10 protein-coding genes and 2 pseudogenes are annotated in these 20,048 nt (G+C 65.6%); 2 read left to right on the top strand and 10 right to left on the bottom strand.

What is annotated here, in order from left to right; translation table 11 throughout:
- Nucleotides 1–326 precede the first annotated feature (326 nt).
- A pseudogene (locus G406_RS47905) lies at nt 327–1,148 on the top strand (ParA family protein); the annotation flags it as partial.
- A gap of 2 nt (nt 1,149–1,150) precedes the next feature.
- Nucleotides 1,151–2,296 (top strand): ParB/RepB/Spo0J family partition protein, encoded by a 1,146-nt coding sequence (locus G406_RS55785; RefSeq protein ID WP_084216171.1) that lies wholly within the window; start codon nt 1,151–1,153, stop codon nt 2,294–2,296.
- Between the two features lie 3,959 nt (nt 2,297–6,255).
- Here G406_RS55785 and G406_RS0118650 read toward each other — a convergent pair.
- The 10 genes and pseudogenes from G406_RS0118650 to G406_RS47930 all read right to left on the bottom strand — a co-directional run bounded on the left by G406_RS0118650 (nt 6,256) and on the right by G406_RS47930 (nt 19,857).
- On the bottom strand, nt 6,256–7,170 hold the full coding sequence (locus G406_RS0118650; RefSeq protein ID WP_245607155.1) for a ParB/RepB/Spo0J family partition protein: 915 nt from the start codon (nt 7,168–7,170) through the stop codon (nt 6,256–6,258).
- A gap of 30 nt (nt 7,171–7,200) precedes the next feature.
- Nucleotides 7,201–7,914, bottom strand: coding sequence for a ParA family protein (locus tag G406_RS0118655; RefSeq protein ID WP_037077330.1), 714 nt, complete (start codon nt 7,912–7,914; stop codon nt 7,201–7,203).
- Nucleotides 7,915–12,103: 4,189 nt separating this feature from the next.
- Nucleotides 12,104–12,616 carry a hypothetical protein gene (locus tag G406_RS0118660; protein ID WP_028935004.1) on the bottom strand — a complete coding sequence of 171 codons (513 nt, stop codon included), beginning with the start codon at nt 12,614–12,616 and terminating at the stop codon, nt 12,104–12,106.
- A gap of 9 nt (nt 12,617–12,625) precedes the next feature.
- The gene (locus G406_RS58385) at nt 12,626–13,249 is read right to left on the bottom strand and encodes a hypothetical protein (RefSeq protein ID WP_028935005.1); all 624 of its coding nucleotides are present in this window, start codon (nt 13,247–13,249) and stop codon (nt 12,626–12,628) included.
- Nucleotides 13,250–13,614: 365 nt separating this feature from the next.
- Entirely contained in the window at nt 13,615–13,980 is a 366-nt protein-coding gene (locus tag G406_RS59740; RefSeq protein WP_051342320.1) for a DUF6262 family protein, read from the bottom strand.
- 613 nt (nt 13,981–14,593) lie between these two features.
- Nucleotides 14,594–16,402 (bottom strand): annotated as a pseudogene (locus G406_RS59745) (tyrosine-type recombinase/integrase); the annotation flags it as partial.
- Between the two features lie 182 nt (nt 16,403–16,584).
- Nucleotides 16,585–17,763 carry a site-specific integrase gene (locus G406_RS47920; protein ID WP_211241197.1) on the bottom strand — a complete coding sequence of 393 codons (1,179 nt, stop codon included), beginning with the start codon at nt 17,761–17,763 and terminating at the stop codon, nt 16,585–16,587.
- Nucleotides 17,764–17,857: 94 nt separating this feature from the next.
- Nucleotides 17,858–18,721, bottom strand: a complete 864-nt coding sequence (locus tag G406_RS54160; protein WP_051342322.1) for a DDE-type integrase/transposase/recombinase — start codon at nt 18,719–18,721, stop codon at nt 17,858–17,860.
- Between the two features lie 69 nt (nt 18,722–18,790).
- The gene (locus tag G406_RS58395; protein ID WP_051342323.1) at nt 18,791–19,234 is read right to left on the bottom strand and encodes a hypothetical protein; all 444 of its coding nucleotides are present in this window, start codon (nt 19,232–19,234) and stop codon (nt 18,791–18,793) included.
- Nucleotides 19,231–19,857: a TnsA-like heteromeric transposase endonuclease subunit gene (locus G406_RS47930; RefSeq protein ID WP_211241198.1), complete on the bottom strand. Its 627-nt coding sequence runs from the start codon at nt 19,855–19,857 to the stop codon at nt 19,231–19,233. Before G406_RS47930 ends, G406_RS58395 begins: the two co-directional genes overlap by 4 nt.
- Between the last annotated feature and the right edge of the window lie 191 nt (nt 19,858–20,048).

Here is a 20,048-nt window from a genome sequence, read left to right on the forward strand (position 1 = left end):
CCAGGTCTAGACCGACAGCGTGGTGGGCACCCTTGCCGACGTCCAGGCCGAGGAACACCTCGTAACCGTTGTCCACGTGCGTACCGTCTCTCCTACCGAATGTGCCGGTCACCAGTCAGCATCGACAGCCGGCAGCCACGTTACGAAGAGACCTACCCAGAGGGTGGCCGTGTCCCTATTAGCGGTCCACCGATGCCACCAGACCCGGTGACACCACCCCCCCGGATCATGCGTGCGACTGGGGGCGTAAGTCATACCGGGCCTGGCGACCGGAGCTCCTTGATCAGGAGCCACGAAGAAGGTAACGGGGGGGTGCACTCGAGGAACGGGCCCGGCGGACACTCTTGATCGACCTCGACCCGCAAGGGCACCTCACGACCGAGGCTCTGCGGATGGAAGAAGCCGAGCCCGGCGAACCCAACCTCGCGGCGGCTCTCTCAGGGAGTTTCACCGGACCGGTCAAGGAGCTGATCCGGCAGCGGCCAGCACACTCCAGCGGCGGGCAACTGGACATCATTCCAACGTCGGTGGAGATGTTCCTGGTCGTTCGACAGCTCTATCACGGCAGGGCGCCGGAATCTCGGCTCGCGCGACTGCTGGAACGATTGCCAGCAGGGGTCTACGACCACGTGCTCATCGACTGCCCTCCCTCACTCGATATCCTCACCGACACAGCTTTGGTGGCCGCTGATGGTTTGGTTGTGCCCGTGCAGCCGAGCAACACGTCGCTGCGCGCACTTCGGCTGCTGATCGAGCAGTTGTCGGTGCTGGAAGAAGAGCTCGAACTCCCCCGCCGCCAGCTCTACGGTTTGGTTCCGGGTATCTACCGGAAGCCGCTGTCCGGCATTGCTAAATACAAGATGACCCAGCTCGAGCAGTACGGGGCCCCAGAGGACCCCACTATTCCCCCGCTCCCGATCATCGCGCATCTGCCGTTGGCGGCAGTAGTGGAAGAGGCATGGCTGATGGGCCAGACAGTCACCCAGTACAAACCCACCGCTCCCATCGCGGATGCTTACCGTCGGATCGCGCTGCGTCTCGAGGTTGCGGCTGGACTGGCGTCTGCCGACGAATGGAATCTGCTTCCTCCGCTCGGCTCGTTGACCGAGCCCGCCGAGCGTTCAGCTGTCGCTATCGGGGGTGAGTAGTCGTGCCGAAGAAGGATTTCGCGGCGATGGAGAGCAGCCGGCGTTCCGGCGACAGAGCGGCGCGAGCGGCGTTGCGCAGCAGGATGGCTCACCCGACGAGCCTTCGGCTGGACGAGGTCCAGCCGAATCCGCTGAACCCCCGCTACGACGAGGATGATGTGGAGGTACTTGAACTCGCCGAGACGCTGACCCGGGTGGGGCAGCTCCAGCCGGTGCTCGTTGTCCCGCGCGAGCAGTACTTGCAGGCCTATCCCGATCAGCACGGGAATCTCGGAGGAGAGGCCTGGGTGGTAATCGTCGGCAATCGACGGTTGACCGCATCAAGGATCGCCGGCCGACCTGCACTCGACGTTCGCGTGGCTGCTGACCTGGATACAGCGCAGGATCTTGAGGATCGGATTCTGATCGAGAACATCCAGCGAAAAGATCTTCCTCCGCTGCTCGAGGCTGAGCATCTGCAACGTCGTCTCAATCGTCCTGGACAGACGACCCGATCCGTCGGAGCCGCCATCGGGAAATCCCATGCCTATTTCCAGCAGCGGGTAGACCTGCTCAAGATGATCCCGGAGTTTCGTGAGCTCTTCCGATCCGGAGAGATCAACCTCAAAATCGGTCGTAGGCTCGGCTCCCTCGATGAATCGGAGCGGCGGTCGAGACTCGCGGCCGGGCCGCCGTATACGCCGATTGATTCGGCCGTGAACTCCCATGCCGCGAGGATCCTCTCAGGAAACCCGGTTTGCACCGAGAGCGCCGGAACCGGGGATGTCGTCAGGGAGACCGTGACGGCGCTGGCAATCCCTAGACAGAGCCAGCCAGTGGGCAGCCCCGCGATCGACAACCAGGTTTCCGTCGACCCCTCGTTGCACCAGGGACAACCGCCCGCAACGGGCGATCAGGACATCGCCTCTGATCTGTCCATCTCCTCCGACGATCAACAGCTGATAGAAGCCAGCGGGCCACGATTTGACCATGGGACCCGTTCTGAGCCGCAGCCGGTGTGCAATGAAACTGGAAACGGTGCGGGTGTCGGTGTCCCAATGTTTGGACAGTGCGCTCGCCGAGCTCGACAGCGCCTTGCAGAAGGACGTCGAGGATCGACTGAGTCATGCTTTGGCGGAGACACAGAGTCACATCTTGGCCGCCCGTGAGGCCCTTCTCCGCGCTCACGGTTAACGCATGGAGCCAGGCCAGCCACCTTGCGATAGCCACATCGATGTAGTCGGCCGTGACTGTCGGCGCTTCGGTGGCCACGGGCAAACACACCCGAGTCCTGCTCATCACCGCCGCCTGCGTGGCCGGTATTCATAGAGGTCGGTGGCCACCCGCACAGCCGAGACATGGTCGCGGTCATGAGGTACAGCACTTGACCACTCAGGACACTGTGTGGCCAGTTGACCACGGTCAAGGAACGGTCGTGTAGTTGTGTCGAGATCTCGGCTCCCGCAGCTCGCTGCCCGACGACCGGACACCACGCCATTCGGTTCACTGCGGCGACCTGCTACCTGATCAGAGCATGAAGACCTCCACGAGCCGATCAATCCCTGCGGCCCATCGTTCGGCCAGGCGTCGGGTCAGAATGCGCACGGCAGCATGCAGTGTCCGCGAGCCTGTCCCCAGAAGCCGGAACGCTGGTGGACGGTCCACTGCGGGCGAGCGCAGCTTAGTGGTCACGGCCTACCCACGACGCCCTGCACCCACAGTGACCGTTACCGCGGAAATCGTGATCGTCATCGGCGTGTCTTGCGCGTATTGCGAATACGAAACGGTACAAATCTCTCATGGCATCACACGGACGACCTCATCGTTGGGGAGAACCGACCAGCGCGGTGTCGGTGCGCTGGCCGGCATCGCATCGGGAGTTCTATGCCCAGCGCGCAAAGGAGCTGGGCATGCCTTTCAGCGAGTACATCATCCGTGAGATGGCCGAACGTCACAGCCTGGAGCTGACCGCAGGAGACGACGGAGACCAGCTGCAGCTGACCGCCTGAGCACCAACGCGAGACCTAACACGCGAGAAACCCCCCGACACGCCGGGAAGCAAGTCCGGGGGGGATCTCGGTACACCGTTCCTCTAAATGAGAGGTCGCACGTGCGACTGTACAAGCCGCGACTGCGGCGCGCTATCTTCACGTATCGGCGCGTCGTCACAAAACACACCCTGAGTCGAACTGGGCACTACTCTGCGCGGCCCGTTCTCTTAGCGCCTCTACCTTGTGCCGCTCAGTGGTATGGCTTCGACGCCAGCCTCAACGGAGACCCCTCGCACTCCCACCAGACTTCCCCTCGCGTATCCAGCGCGCAGCGGATCATGCCCGCCTCCAGCTCACTCGACGGGCCCGTTCATCTGTCTGAAGGGAGGGCACCCTGAGCTACTGACACACCATCGGCCTGTGAGCCGTGGGGCCGACCACCCCACTTCCCTAAGCCCGACGGTGACAACCACATACCGGGCCTTTTACGCACAGTGCGCCTCAGACGCGAAAGGGCCCGCCTCTCCGGTGTGAGAGACGGGCCCACGTTCGAGGACACGCGGAGTGACCGCTCCGGTGCCCAGGCCCCCTTTCTTAAGGAGGCGTACGCTTGCCTGCGCGCTCTCATAGTAGCGCGCGCCCTGATGAGTACCTAGGCGACACGTTCGGTGATACCCACCGAAAACTGAGCACGAACCGTCACCGGCTTTCCGTGACGGCACACTCGCTCGACCTCAGCCTGTTCAAGTCATCGCACTCGATGACGCCTGTGGTCGAAATGTGTGTGTTGTGCTGCCGTCGTTCAGGACTGGCGCGCCCTGTTCCCCTACACACCGTTTTGTGCGGCCCCTGTTGGCTTGCCGAGCGCTGTCAACCCACCGCCGCTGAGCCCGACGGTGATCCGACCCGCACGCGGCCGAGTCGTCCGTTCACTCAGCTGCCACGCGACGCTCGCAGTTGGGTTCACGACGTTCGAGCCTCCGACTGGTTCCACACCCGCCGAGGTGACAGCGCAGCTCGGCTCACCCGCTTGCTGGTGTGCCTGGCCCGCCATGCCGACTGGCACGATCACACCACATGGCCGACCTGGCAGCGGCTCATGAACGCGACCGGGTGGAGTCGGAGCACCATGAGTGGCTGGCTCGCTCAGCTGCACGCTCGCGGGTGGATCGACCGCGTCGAACCCGGCACAACACCCCGGTTCCGGCCTAGGGCCCTACGGCATCTGGAAGGCAATCGGGCTGCCGTCTACCAGCTGCGTGTACCCGTGTACGCATCCGATCAGAACATAAATCGGACCCCAACCGTCCCCCTAACTACTTCTAACTCAAGATCCATATCGGTTCTAACGCGCGCGAGCCAAATTTTCCACAGCTGCGAGACTGAACGTTCTAGTTCACAGCAAGAAGACGGCCCTAGCGGGCCGCGCCTTGACCAGAAAACAGGCGGTTATTTCAATCTTCGAGTTCCGGTTGGGCGGGCGCAGATGCTCGCTGCCGCGACTGAACTCCGCCACAGGGATTTCGCGCTGTCGCGGCTTAGCTCGCGCGCAATCCGGGCGCTGCTGCGTACTTGGTGGCAGGCCGGGTGGACCAACTCTGACCTGCTACAAGCTCTGACCCAGCGCCCGGCTCCCGGCGGCACCCTCGACACCCACCGCTGTCCAGCCGACCAGCTGCGCCACCCCAGCGGGTGGGTCCGTCACCGTTTGCGCGCCTGGTGCGATCCGATCAGCGGAACGCCTGTTGTGCCTCCGTCGAAGTGGGCACACAGCCAGAACCTCGTACGGGCCTCACACGGCGGCGAGGCCGCGAAGAGGCTGCGGTACGGACAAACTCGACTCACCGTCGCCGACCTCAACGCCACCGACGCTCAGCGCGCCTCGGCTACTGTGATGCTGATGCGGCGCCGGGCAGGCGAGTTCAGCGATGCCCGCGCTGCACTCCGGCCGGTGGAACTCATCGCATCCAGCGAAGTCCGGCGTGCACGGCTAGACAGAATTCACGCAACCCTCGACAAGCACACGTCAGCAGGCAGGTCCATTACGGCCACGCCATCATCTCCTGAGTCGTCCGCACACCCATCGCGGCAGGAGCCTCACCGGCGAGAGTCGCACGAGAGCTGGCTGCGTGCCCTTGATCGTGCTCGCAGCGAGAAGAGAGGGCGTCCTCAACAGAGGCACCGTCGATGACTTCCGAAACTTGTGTGCCGGAGGGGAGAGGTCCAAGGCCGACGATCTGGCGTAAAACCCGTCAGTCTTTAACTGACGCCAGACAAGTGTCTGGACTAAACGCCACAGAACCTGCCCGTCGATTGGCGACCGTGAACGCGACCCGGCCTTGGCGCGCTCCATGTCTCCGCACACCCGGTGCGACGATTTTCACTGGTCAGAGGCCGGTACGCAAGCACGTGACGTGCTGGATTACCTGTGTCGCCGGCCCCCGAGACCTGGACGCTATCCGGGCATCATTAGTTGGCAGGGCACCGGGGAATACCTGCATCGTCTAGACGCGCTGGTCACCGAGTACCAGCGCACGCAGAGGATGCCGCACGGCCCGGCACATGGGATGGCTCGGCGGACCCGCTACAGGTGCGGACGCAGACCATCCGAGCCGCTCGGGGCGCGAGATGGGCGCTCGGCCTGAGTCAGCCACGCGGAGGAACGGGCCCATCCATCATGGCAACGCTGGTTGGAACTGCACCGACCGCGCGTGGCGGCGGCGTTGAACGACGTCCTCGAACAAGTAGATCGCCAGGGCATACGCCCTGCTGTGGATGAAGGACAGCGTAGGGCTGGCGGAGTTCCAGGATGCTGACCTTCGGGACAAGGTTCAGTCGAGCCTCAGTGATTACCGTGCCATGTTGAGCGACGACTACGTGACCGCGTAGTAGACACTAGTGCCTCTCGCCAGCCTTCGACGGGTGCAGGGCGAACTCCGCCTAGATCCTCATGTGGTGGGCCAGACGGCCGTTCACGGCATTCACGGAGCTATCGGAACCGCAGTTCGGCTACGCGCCGAACTCAGTCGGCTGGCCAGCGCGGGCTGACGCGGCTGGAGCGCCGGCGTAATTGTCGGGTCTGATACCAGCGGGGGTATACAAGGTGATCCACCCGCTGGTATCAGACACTGCGGTGGTCAGCCCACAGCGGACTCAGCGAGCTTGAGTTGTTCGCTGAGCAGGCTCACGAGCAAGCTGAGCTCGTCATCGTTGAACTTGGCGCGAATTGATTCCGCGGCCACGGCAGGGCTGCTCACCCTGATGACTCGCGTGCCGGGCCGGCTGCCACCAGGGACAGGTCGGGAGAGGTACGGCGGGCCACCCGCATGGATCCTGCGCTGCTCGGACTGCGGCAGCTCGCCGAGCTGTCGTGCACGCTCGACCTTGAGGACGCCGCGTTCGAACAACTCGCGGAACTCAGGGATCAGCTTGAGCAGCGACAACCGCTGCGACACATACATGTGCGACTTGCCGATCCTGCGTGCCAGCTCGCGCTGCGAGATCCCCGACGCTTTGATCGCTTCCTCGATCGCTTCGGCCTCGAGCACGGGTGGCAGGTCCTTACGTTGACCGTTCTCGATCAGCATGACCTCGTACATCGAGCTCACCTGGCCGTCGTTGACGACGATCGAGACTTCGGTCAATGGCACCAACCGCGCAGCCGCCAGCCGCCGGTTCCCGATGAGCGTGATCCAGCGAGCGTCACCGATGGCCATCCGCTGGCTGGGGAATGCGGCGAGATAAGCCTCTGCCGAGCAGACGACGAGAGGCTGTATGACGCCGTGCTGACGAATCGTCTCTGCCATCTCGAGAAGTTCGTCGTCGCCGCCGACGTGGCGCTTATTCAGAGGGTTGTTCGCCAGATCACCGATGGGCACAGTTCGTGTGCCACCGAGATCGCCCTCGGGCGCGGTGCTCACTTCCTCAGGAACTGCCGCTGCCTCGACCACCGGCGGTGGGACCGCTGCCGATGGGGTGTCGACAGAGAGCGGCTCCGCCGCGCGGAGAGTGGGCGCCGGTTGGGCAGGCTCGTAGAAGTCGTCCTGCGCCAAGGCAGCGAGACTGACTCGTTTACCCATGGCTCAGCTCCGTCCCGCGGCAACGACAGCGTCCGTGCGTGCGTGCTTGGGTAGGCCTCCGTTGCTGCCCAATACTTCAAGTGCCAGGCGGAAGAAGTCCTGCCGTGCCTCGAGCGCAACGCGATTCTTGGCGTACTGCACCACGGTGACGCCTTCAGCGGCGGCCCTGGTGTGCAACTTGTAGTGGCGGATCACGGTGTTGAAGATCGGGAACCGCTTGGCTGCGAGGTACTCGCGGGTCTGCTGCAGGTCGCTCTCGCCGTCGCGCGGATCCCAGTTGTTGATGAGGACCCGCCATGGGACCTTACTTGGAACGATCACCGACTGGATGGTTCGCGCGGCCGGCTGGAACGCGAGCGGCTCGGGCTCGATGGGCACGATGACGTCGTCGGCCTGACGCAGCACCTCCTCCAGAATCGACTGGTTCTCGAGGGTCCCCGGGGTGTCGACGAAGATGTGCTCGTACTTAGTGATCGCGCGAAGCCGGGAGAGCATTCCCGGGTCGTCATCGCACTGCTCGAAGTCGAACGGCAATTCATCGCCGACTCTGGTGGCCCACTCGAGCATGGAAGCCTGGGGGTCGGTTGACACGCCGAGCACCGGAGTGTCCTCGGCGGTGCGGCCCATGGTGTCGGCGACGACGGCCGCCAGATTGACAGTGACGGTGGTCTTACCGACCCCGCCCTTTTGATTCGCGATTACGTGGACATGTGCCACTGGTAACCTCCGTGTGCTTCCCAGCGCTGAGCTGGTACTTCGGATGGGCAGCTCCAGGATCGCATGCCGAGTTGCGGATGTTGTGAAGACATGCCGAGGGCCGTGGCGGGTGTAAACGTCGTTTCCACCAGGGGCGTCGCACGGTTGCGGAATCGACAGAGCAGGATCACCACCGTTCCGGCTGGCAGACTCCACGTTCCTATTTTATAACACTGTTTTTAATCGCGATTGGCCGCTGTTCTCCTGGAACCGCGGGCCGAGCGATGCCGTCTACGTCATGATCGAATGAATCAACTCTTGAGCTCAGGGGAGAGTGATCGCAACCGATCGCCGCCGACTCTGGAAACGGCGTTTACAGCTGCGCAGCATATCTCTGGCTGCAGAGATCTCAGCTCACAGGAGTGGTACAAGATGCGGTCGACACAACGGATTGTGCCGGCTGCACCTGTGCCGCCATGTCTACCCGGGTTTGGTTCACCTCCGCCTGTAAACGGCGTTTCCATCGGATGCACAACGAACCGCTGACCCCGCCGGCTCACTGTCATCCGCACCCATGAGTTGCTAGAACGCCAACGGGAGACCGCACCTTGCGCCCTCCGGCCCGAGAGCGACAGGATGACGACTGATTGAAATCGTGGAACTCTGTGGTGCACGTCAGGGTGTAAACGTCGTTTCCAGCCGGGCGATCTCGGGGCGAAACCGTGGCGCTGACGGCCCGATGGAGGGCGCGGTATGACAGCCGCCGCTCGACACCGGAGACATGAAGTCCAACTGGGGAATTCTTAGCGAGCTCGATGCTGAACCAGGCGGGCGCCGACCGCCCTGCCACGGATGACAAGCTCCGGGGGTGAGAGGGCGTCGACATCCCGCTCTATCGTGTTTCGCACCGCGCGTCGATAGCTGCTGTGGTGGTTCAGCTCGGGTCGCCATCCGTACGCGGCTGGAGGTGCTCGCGGGTTCACAGCGTCGGCGAGGTGGAAACGCCGTTTCCACGGCTTAGCGGGCCGCGGCTGGTGGCATGCCTTCAAAATGAGTGCTCCTCCGGCCCTGCGGCGCACTTGTCGAGCCGATCGCCGGCGCCAGGGGTGAGGTTCCCTGGTTCTTCCAGCCCCGCAGCTAGATGGTTGTAGGGACCGCCACTAACCGAGCCTCACACCACCGCACACCCTTCGTGCCGCGAAGAAACTCGAAATGCGGTCCTCTCCCCGAGACCGTCTGCCACTGGCCGGGCGGACGGCCGGTGGAAACGGCGTTTACACACCCGCAGCGACGCGAGACTCAGACAAGGCCGGTTCACTAGATCTCGCTGTAAAACGCCTTTTCCACCGGTGTGCTCAACTGTTCAGCCTGCGACGACCCCTCCCTACGTGTACTTCGTCAGGTCCGCGCGGGGGCGATATCGATCTGAACATGCACGGTGTGCCAAGAGACCCGTATGAGCGGCGGATGAATCAGCCCTTCTCGAAGCTCCGGGCGGTGACTGGCCTGTTAGCCAGCGTTCCTCGAGGTGTGTTGAACGCGTGCGTCCGAGTCAGCTGTCCTCTCGTTCGGGGCCGTGGCTTCCACCCGATCCACACGTATACACGGCGTTTCCATGGCTTCCGCACGGTGAGAACGGAGCGCCGAACGATAGAGAAACGCCGTCGGACCGTGCTCAGGCGCCTATCCGGTGTACTTGAAAGTACGACCAGTCGAGGACTGTCGGGTCGACTGGTGAGGCACCGAGCGTGTGCTCAGCTGGTGGGCTGCTCAGGTCAGCAGTACCCGACCTGTGTCGTGAGGAAGTGAGCCGTGCCAGACATATCGCAACGATCGCTCTCATCGGGCACTCCTCGAGGGCGGGTCCGACTTCGACCTGCACGTCGACAGGGCGCCGTTCGACCCTGCGCCGCGGGCCGGGGTGTAAACGCCGTTTCCGCTTGAGTCATTTGCACGAGTGTCGCCAGCGCCGGTCCGCACCGGCGATATGACGCATGTTGGGTTGGGCGCTTGCCGCGAACTCGGTACTGAACAAACCGTGGCCAGATCATGCTCCCCACAGAGAGGAGATCGAACAGCCAACGCATTCGAATCCCGTACCGATGCGCTCTTCATGCCGCGTCGACATCTGTCGCGGCGCGGATCAGGGGCCGCCATCTGTGTGGCAGGCAGCAGCCGTCACCTCGGCCCGGTGGCGGTGTAAACGTCGTTTCCACCCCCCTCGCGGCTGTGCCTGATGGCATGCTTTCGGGATGACCTCGCCTCCGACCCCGCTGTGCTTGTCTGACCAGTCGTTGGCGCGACGGGTCGACTCCTCGGTTCCTCAGGTGCGGCGGCTCTACGTAGCGCGTCTCAACCGAATGACGTCCTGTGCACTGATCTCCGTGAAGAACCCGGAAGCAGTTCTCTTCCAGAGGCTGTCCATCACAAGCCAGGTGCCCGGCCGGTGAATCAGCGTTTACACGCCCGAACCACTACGGGACTTAGACGGGGTGTGTCAACGGATCGGGCCGTAAACGCCGTTTCCACCGATATCGTCGACCCGTTCGACCAGTGAGGACACCTCGTACGCATGCGCTTCGCTAGGCGGCGGGGCGATACTGATCTGAGCACGCACGGGGCACCGCGAGACGTCGATGAGCCGTGAGCGGATCAGCCTTTCTCAGGTCTGTGGGTGGTGACTGGCCAGCAGCGAATCACGAGGGTGTACACGGCGTTTCCACGACCTCTGCGCCGTGGCGGTAGAACTGCGCACGATGGTGAGGCTCAGCCACGCGGCGCTCAGACTCCTCTTCCTCGTGGGGGAAGCACGACCAGTCGACGGCTACTGGTCGATTGGTGGGTAGCTCCGGGTGTGTGTGCCCGGTCCGTGAAGCCAGTCGGTCAGCTGGACTCGACCTGGATGAAGGCGGTATTCCGTTGAACAACGCTGTGACGAGCTTGCCAGACGCTTGGGGGCAGAAGTTCAGACCACCGTGAGTGCTGGTCGGGTGTAAACGACGTTTACACCCGTGAGTTCTGGTGTTTCCGCGTCCCATATGAGGCATTGACAGGTTCCGTGCATCAAAGATGCTTTCTGCTGTAAACGCCGTTTACGCGCGTGTTCTGGGTGGAGGGAAGAGCCGTGCTCCCCAAGGCGCGCACCAGTGTGGCATGATCCGCCACGACCTGCGTTTGAGTGCGTCCACTAGGCCTACTCAAACGACGACCTGTGGTCCCTGCCGGGTGGTAACGCCGTTTACAACGGTCACTAGCGAAGTGTTTTGAGCGGGATCTGGGAAGGCTTGCAAGCGGGGTTTGCGCCGTCACCGTGGGTCGGCATTCGGCTGGCGGACGACCGTGTCGGTTGAGTGAGTGACCCAAGTTTGGGTCCCAGCGCGAGGTCGCGGTCTTGTCGGGAGTTGTCCGCCACACTGACCTGGCTGGGAGTAAACGGCGTTGACAGCCACATCGGCTCTCCTCGTGTTGACCAGCGCAGCCATTCAACGCCAAGTCGAGATGCGCACCGCGACGATGGCTTACCCAATGAGTTCCGCGCTATCGCCGCCTTAGCCCGACTCGTGCTTGCAGCCGCTCGCCGGACCTATGTGTGTAAACGCCGTTTCCACGGGGCGACCACTGCATCGAGTTTCTCCGGCGCTCGAGCAATCGGTGTTGGCAAGCGCAGATCCGGCGAAACCAAGATCGTTTGCATAGCTCACATACTGTCGAACATATGTTCGGCAGTATGTGAGCTTCGTATCGGAGTTCAGCAAAGACGCCAGGCTTCATTCGACGAAGCGGCCACAAGGATCTCCGCCGCAACATCAGGGAGATCGCCAGGTGATCGTCGAGGTGGGACTGACATCTTTTCGACAGAGGCCGGGCTCTCTTTGTGGAGCGTCGGCAGCGAGACCGACACCGGTTGCCACGTCCAGTCGGTATCAAGACGCGGACGGCTGAACTCTACTTTCCGGCGTACGCACAAGACGACGAGTCGGCGCCATGAGCTGACGATACAGGCACGTCAGCCAACGGAAGCGAGCATCCCGTCTCACGCCGGATGCATGTATTTGTGGCACACCGATACCTGACCATGGCATAACCGATTGACCAGCGGTACAATCGAAACCGCAACCTCTCACATAGAGGAACGGTGACGAGGGCCCCCGGACTTGCTTCCCGGCGTGTCGGGGGTTTCCTCACGTGCCAGGCGCAATGGCCCAGCTGCTTAGGCTGTTAGCTGCACGTGGCCATGCGTTCCCTTCTCCGGCAGTGGGGTGTGGCGTGCGAGGGCGACAATCGGCAGTGCCATCTGCTCCGCGTGGTGGACTAGATCCGGCGCAAGGTCTGCTCGACCGTAGGCCGTACAGATGAGCCCCTCGAGGTAGGACTTCCTCGACGAGGAGGCTCCTTCCGTGACCTTCTTATCCAGCAGCTCGACCACCGCGTCGGGAATGCGTAGCTTCACGGGCTCCCTGCCGCCCGCAGCCTGACGCTCCGAGGCGTCCTGCCTGCCGGGCGTTCCCCTCATCGACATACTGGAGAGCCGTAGCTGCTCCTCGCCGCGATCGAACTCGCGGGCGGAACGCGGGCTGCCCAGCAGGTGACATACGAGGTCGGCGAGGTACTGGCTCATCGATGACACCTCGAACGCCCTTCGATCCCGCTCGACGAGCGTCAGGATCACATCCGGCACGACGACATTGACCTGCGTCCTCGGCCCCTTATACGGCTGGGCCATGCGATTCCCCTACGAGTGTGCGGTATCTGGTACGAGCATTCTGTCGAAGGTCGCGTACCAGATACCGAAGACACGCCGAAAGCTCGACTCTTTCGTGGGAGCGTTCAACAGGCGCTCCCCTGGACACATGGTGTCCGGATACCTGCGCCACATCGGGGCCGGCGAGTGGAAGTACCAGGCTGGGCCCGTGGGCATGGAGCCTGCGAGCACCTGGGTGCTGCCGGCCGCCGCTCCCGATAACCACCGTTGCCAGCCGGAATCAACTGGTGAGCGCCGCGTAAGACCTGCCACCAGTCCGATGCCGCGCGTCAGGAGCCCGAAAAGAAGGAGGCGCATTCCCCGACCCGACGGCGGGACTCGAACGGCACTGACAGACCGGCGGTCAGCTCCATGCACCGTCACCGTCACCGTCGGCGAACAGAGCCCGCGTTTGCCGGTCAGCCCGGAGTGCTGCCGCAGCAGGTCGCCCAGCGCGCGGCAGTCGTAGGTGCGGTAGTCGATCCGGATGCCGTAGTCGTTGATCGCCCGCCACCTCACCGGCAGCAGTTCGAGGTAGTCGGTGCCGGTCAGGGTGAGCGGCAGATAGCCCGCGATCGCCACCAGCGCGGCGTAGCGCTCGTTCGGGGTGAACATCCGCCGCGGGGAGGTGCGGGTCGCGCAGGGCGTCGTGCGGGCGGTGCTGCCAGCCGACTTTACCGACCGTTACCACTCAAAATGCGCTCTGACCTGCGACGAAGCAGAGATTACATGTCCGTGCTGATGGGTGAAAGTCGGGTCAGGTCGCTGTTTCCGGGTTGGCGATGGAGGCTTCAAGATCGGCGACGCGGCGGTCTTGGAAGCGGAGGTTGGAACGGGCGGCTTTGAGCCGCTCGTCGAGGGTGCGGTTGTCGGCGGTCAGTTGGCGGACCCGCTGCTTGAGCGTGGTGTTCTCGGTGGTGATGCGCTGGATGGCTTCCTCGGTCCATTCGGCTTGCAGGTCGCGGATCTGGCCGAGGAGTTCACCGATGCGGATGCGCTGGGTGCTGATCTCGTCGTGCGCGGACCTTGAGGGCGTCCTCGGCGTTGAGCGCGCGTTCCCGCCAGGTGGCTTCGCGCTCGGCGTCGCGGTCGATGGGGATCCGGGCGCGGAGTTCCCCGGTCTCGGTAATGGCTGCGGTGACGGCAGCTCTGGCTTCGGGATTGTCGTAGAGGAAGGTGCGGGAGACGTTGGCGCGGCGAGCGACTGCAGCGACGCTGACCTGGACCTTGTCGCGCCGGAGGTGACCGATCGTTTCGTGGACGCGCCGGAGTGCTGTCTCGGTCTTGCGGCGGCGGGCCGCCAGCGCGGCGGCGGTGCGCGACTCGGAGACGGCGGCGGTGTTCATGCGATCTCTCGTTCGGCGGTGTCGGTCGTCTTGGCGATGTGCTCGTCGTCCTGGGCGGTGTCGGCCAGGTCTGCTGCGCGGAACGCGGTGGACCACACGCGCTGGAAGTAGTCCTGGGGTTTGCGCAGGTCCAGGGCGAGGGAATCGTCGAGGAGGCCGAGGCCGGCGAGGGCTTTCTCCAGACCGTCGATGGCGCGGGCGGTGGGTTCGAAATAGCGGTGGAGGTAGTCGGCGATGGCGTCGTCGGGGCACCCTCCGACAGCAGCCGCCACTGCTCACGCTTGCGCCGCCAGTAGAGGAGATCGGCGCCGGACAGCACGAACTTGTCGCAGTTGTGGCAGTCCAGGTTCCAGGGGCAGGCGCCGCCGTCGACGACGGGCTGGAAGGTGCAGAACCCGCGCTCGGCTGGGGTGCTGCGCCGGGACAGATCGATCGCGAGCGCCTGTGCCTGCTCGCGGGTCAGCGGGGTGGTCGGTCCGGTAAGGAGGTCGCCGGGGTTGACGGTGCCGGGGCCGGCGACCCAGACGTGCTGCAGGACGTCTTCCAGGTCGGACTGGGTGAGGTGGATGTAGTGCTCGGCCATCCTCTCGGAGACGTGACCGAGATAGCGGCGGATGTGGGTCAGGCTCGCGCCAGCGCGCAGCAGGTTGGTTGCCAGGCTGTGCCGGGCCTGGTGCGGAACCCAGCCGCCGATGTCGAGCTCGTCGATCCACAGCTTGAAGCCCTTGTGGAACCAGTTGTAGGACAGCGGCGTCCGTCCGTCACGGTTGCGCTGGTTGGTCGGGAACAGTGCCATCTGGGCCCGCTCCTGCGCGGTGGGCGGCCGGTTGTTCCGAGTCTCGAACAACTCGAGCGTCTTGTGCTGGCGGGCCTGCAGGAGCTGGTGGACTCGTTCGGGGATGCGCAGGGCCTGGTCGTAGTTGCCGACCTTGGTCTGGTCGTGCCAGAGCATCGGGAGGCCGCCGTAGCGGCCGAGACAGTCCAGGCGCAGCGTGAGGATCTCGCTGCAGCGGCGGCCGGTGACGATGATCGTTTCCCAAGCGTCGCGCAGACCGTGGTCGAGCGGGTCGTGATGGTCCGCGAGCTTGCAGAGGTTGTCTTCGTCGGCGAGCGCGCGGGCGACGCCGTCGGCGAACGGGGCCCGAGAGCGGCGGATCGTCGGTCCTGGGGAGGGCATGGCGGCGATGAAGTCCCGGTCCAGGCCGAGGCGTTCGGCTTCTCCCGATTCCAGAGCCCCGCGTAGCAGCCGTCGGGTGCGGTGGAAGACGCGCTGTCGGGTATTGGCGGTGACGATCGACGGCTTGCCGTGAACCCCTCGGGCCGCGAGTGAGGCGAGACTATCGCGCTCGCGTTGGCGTTGGTCGGCGACGAATCGGTGCATGTGCTCGGCCGTCAACGCTCGTGGGTCGTGGCCGTGCGTGGGAGCGTGGAGCTCCAGGAAGGTGCTCAGCTCCAGGCCGGCTCGGCGCATGTCGTCGAAGGTGCCTCCGCTGCGCGGGCAGTCGGGCGAACGCAGGATCGCGACCAGGTGATCCCAGATCAGGTCCCGCAGCCAGCGCTGGGACACTCCGGTCAGGTCGAGGCGGATCCCGCGGTTGGTGAGCTTGCGCCCGAAGTGCTCGGTGAGGATGTAGCCGAGTTCGCGTGTGTCCTGCGGCGTCACGTAGAGAGCGTGCAGGGCGTCCGCTACCGCCTGGGCGATGTAGACGCCCTCGCGGGTGATCGCCGTGCGCTGGTCCGGGCCGTCCCAGCTCGTATCGGTCAACGAGCGCAGGCCGTGGGTGCGGCCGTAGTCGGCCAGCCGCTGCAGCGGCGCCAGCTCCCACCGACCGTGGGGTCGTTGGGTGTGCCAGAACATGCCCCACTGGATCTCGGCGCGCAGCAGCGGATGCAGCCCGCGCAGGTTGATCTGCGCGGTTCGCGGCACTGCCGCCGCGGTCGCGCACCATCGACGGAAGGCCGGCCCGTCGGCGTACTCGACCGGCGTGGGTCGGCCGGTGCGTTCGTAGCGGTTGCCCCACTGACTGGGCAGCACCGCCCCGCCGGGGCTGTCTTGATTGCGGTAGTGCCGATCGTGGCGATAACACAGCCCCAGCGGGGAATGCGCCCGATCGGGACAGACCCTCACCAGGCAGTTTCCGTAGCCAGGGGCCGCCTGCTGGGTGAGCAACCAGTCGTCGAAGTCGCCGACGGCGCCGTGGCGGTCGCGGTGGTGATACCACCGGAACTGGTGGTGATGGCAGAGCTCGAGGGTTAGATGGCGGGCGGGCCGGTCGGGACAGATCCGGCAGGCACGTTCCTCGACCTCGTGGCCGGGTCCGTCGGGTGTCGCCGTGCGCAGGAACTCCGCCCGCGACGTCCCGGCGTCGCGCTGCCGACGCCAGAGTTTCTGGTGCGTCGAGCACAGATCTCCGTGGCCCATCGTCGGTCGCCCGCAGTCGGTGATCAGGCAGTTCCAGCGGAAGACCGGGTGATCGGGCGGGATCGTGACGATGTCGGTGCGGAACACCGGATCGAACGACGGCGCGTTGATCAGCGCGGTGAGGACCTCCAATCAGTCCCGGCTCGTGCGCGGATCCGGCTGCGCCAGTCCGGACGTGACGCTCACCTGGCGCCACCCCAGACGGTGCGCAGGGCGGCATCGAAGGCGGGGTCGTGGACATCGACGTGTCCGTAGACCTCGTCGACGGTGGCGGCCGAAGCCCACCCGCCGGCGTCGCGGGCGATCAGCAGGTTGCCGTAGGCGGCGTCGAGAACCGCGGAGGTGAACGAGTGCCGGAACGCGTGCGGCTTCACCAGCCCCAGGCCAGCGCGTTCCCCGGCCCGGGCGAGCATCCGCCGCGCCCCAACTGGCGCCCATGGCTGCCCGGCGCCGACGCCGTGGAGCTGGACCAGGAGCATGCCGTGCCCGGCGCCGCGCGGGTACTCGGTAGTCAGGTAGTCGAAGTAGGTGTGGATCATCGCCGGGCTCACCCGCTTGATCAGCTCACAAGTCACCGCGCCGCACTCGGTCCGCCAGGGTTGCTTGGTATTGGCCTCGGCCCGGTTCGGGTTGTCCGAGCGGTGGCAGACGTGCAGGTGCGGGCTTCGGCACTCGCCGCAGGCCACGTTCGCCCGCAGGTGCAGGTCGACCAGATGCAGCCCGCAGAGCTCACCGATCCGCAGCCCGCCGTCGGCAAGCCAGGTCACCACCAGCCGATCGCGAGCGGCGTTCACCACCTCCAGCAGTCGCTCCCGGGCGCCGTCGGGCAGCATTTTCGGATGCCGGCGGTGCGGACGCTTGGGCGCGAGCGGGTTCGCCGGCATCGTCGCGGTCACGTGTCCGAGGAACGCGCGACGGCGATCCGCCCGCGACGGCAGGTGGGTGCCGTCGAGCTTCTCGCCGAGCTCGACACCGACACCGAGCGAGGCCTGATGCCGGTAGAAGCCCTTCAGACACGCTGCCGCGGCCGACAGCGCGGACCGGCCGTAGGGGCACTTGCCGACCCGCCAGGGCTCCCCGAGCGGCATCCGGACCTCGGCGCCGACGATGCCCATGTAGCGCTGCAGGTCCCGCAGCTCGACCGCCTCGAAGGCCAGACACTCACGCTCGAGCCACCGCAGATGATCGACCAACAAGTACGCGTAGGTCCGCCGCGTCCCCGAGCCGTCATGCAGACGCAGGAACCGGTCTGCCTCGTAGTGGACCGTCCCCTCGGGCCACACGATCGTCCACGACCGCCGCCCACCCTTCTGCTGGATCTGCTGGACCCGCAGGTCCCCGATCACGACGTGCCGTACCACTCGTCCTCCGTACCGACTCCAGGCCATGACAGACGTCCCGGTCCCGGTCGGTAAACGAGTCCACGACGCCCACGTCGCAGACACATACGGACAATCACGAGCAGCGCAACTCGCGGTCGGTAAAGCCGACGATCAGCCACTCGTCGAGCAAGTCTTGGAGCTGGTCCGGCGTCCAGACCGGCGTGACATCGCGCCCGCGCTGGGTGGTCGCGGCCTTGAACCCGGCGACGTGCTGTGCGAACAGCGTCTTGATCTCGGTGAACGTCGCCTCGACCACGGCCTTGTCGGTCGGGGTGTCCGTGCGCGCGGGCTGGATGGAGATCCCGAGACGTTCGCAGGCGCGGGCGAACGTCTCGGAGACGAACACCCTGCCGTGGTCGATCACGACCTGCTCCGGGACGATGACCGGCCGCGCCGCGGCCTCGCGCATCCGCGCGTCGATCGTCAGCAGCCGCTCGTGTGGCAGCCGCGAGGCCGACATCCGCAGCGCCTCAGCCCATCGTGGCCGCGTCGGTTCCGGGACCAGCATCTTCGCCAGCAGCAGCGCCGCGTCGACCGCCTTGGTGCCCACCGGGCGGAGCGCCGCCGCGGCGATGGTGCGCGAGGCGACGTCGACGGCGATCGTCAGATCCGCCCGGACCGGGACGCCCTCGGCGGCGAAGACAAGCACGCCGATCGGCGTGGAGTCGATCTGGACCTGCTCACCGGGCCGCGCCGCCGCCGTCGCGGTAAACGCCCCGGCCGACCGGTTCGCCGTCTGCCGCCAGGTCACCGCCGAACCGAACGTGTGCCGCCCGACCGCCATCCGCTCCACCAGCTCGTAGAAGGCGCTGCGCCCCGGAAGCGGCACCACCGTGACGCCGTGCAGCTCCTCGACCCGCTCGGTGGCGCGGCGGATCAGCCGTGACCGGGTGCCCGTTGAGACGTCCGTCTCCGCCGTGATCAGCTCCCGCAGCACCTCGACCAGCCGCGCGTCGGCCCGCCCGGTGGCCTCGAACGTGCGCGCGGCGCGCTGATCGATCGGACCTCAGAGCCCCTGTGCGTCGAACCGGGCGCGCTTGCGCTCGATCGTGCGCGGGCTGACGCCCAGCTCAGCGGCCTTGGCCTGCACCCGGTCGGCCGCCGAGGTCGTGCTCGGGTCGAAACCGGGGCGCGCGGAGGTGCCCGGCGCGGCGCCGGGCGGCAGCCCGGTCGCCATCTCCACCAGGTGATCACGCCAGCGCTCCGCCTCCGAGACCACCTCGTCGGGCAGGGACTCCAGCAGCCCGAACGGCTCCATCGCCGGCAGGCTCACGCTGTCCAGAACCGCGAAGTCCGCAGCGGCCATCAGGTGCCCGGCCAGCACCACCTGCTCCCTACCGGAGTCCGCGCGCAGCCGCACCTGCGTGCCCGCGAGCTCGACCACCAGATGCTCGTCGCCGTCGAACGTGACCCGATCACCCACCCGCAGCACTGCCCCGGCCGACGTCACGAGCCCACCGTCGCGGCCGTGACAAGGACTTCCGGGTGCAGTGGCCGGTCCAATTCGGCGTGCAGGTCACCCAGCCAGAGCAGGTGGAACAACACCGGCAGCACCGCGATCGGATCGCCGACCTCCTCGGCCCCATCGAGCAACCCGACCGGAGTCGCGAACCCCGCGCGCAGCGCGACGGCGACGGTGTCGCGCATGTGGCGCGGGTGCCGGTAGCCGGCCAGCCAGCGCACATTCGCCAGCAACACTTCCGGTGATGCCCCGGCCACCTCGTAACGCCAGCCCAGCGCCACGCAGGCCTCCGCCGTCGCGTCGAACGCCGCCCGGTCGCGGGGCTTGATCCGGTCTGCCGCGCGGACGTCGAGCAACAGCGCGGACCCGTCCACCAGACGCGCGAAGTAGTCCGGCGTGTGCGAACGAGCCTTGCCCTCCGCCGTGGTCCAGAACAGCCAGAACGGCTGCGAGGCGATGCCAACGATGTCCGGATCGAAGTCCAGCAGCACCAGTCGATCACGCTCAAGCCACGACTCGTAGCCCACCAACGTGCCGGTCGTGGCCGTCCACCAGCGTCCGTTGAGTGGCGCTGCCCCTTGTCCGAGGGGAACCCGCGCACCAGCGTGCACGTCTCGAACGGCACTGACCAGGCCTCGGTCAACGCGATGCGCTGCTCATCACGCTCGTCGACGTACGTGAGCTCGAACCGCTCGCCCAGCGTCGGCGGCGCCCCGCCGGGGAGGTGATCAAGCGTCGGCACGGCGGCATTCTCTCGGGCGACGCGAGCGCTGCCTCACCGGCCCCGACGAGTACCCCCGGA

Source organism: Actinospineispora spinosispora DSM 44797 (assembly GCF_000429025.1).
GTDB classification, from domain to species: Bacteria; Actinomycetota; Actinomycetes; order Mycobacteriales; family Pseudonocardiaceae; genus Pseudonocardia; species Pseudonocardia spinosispora.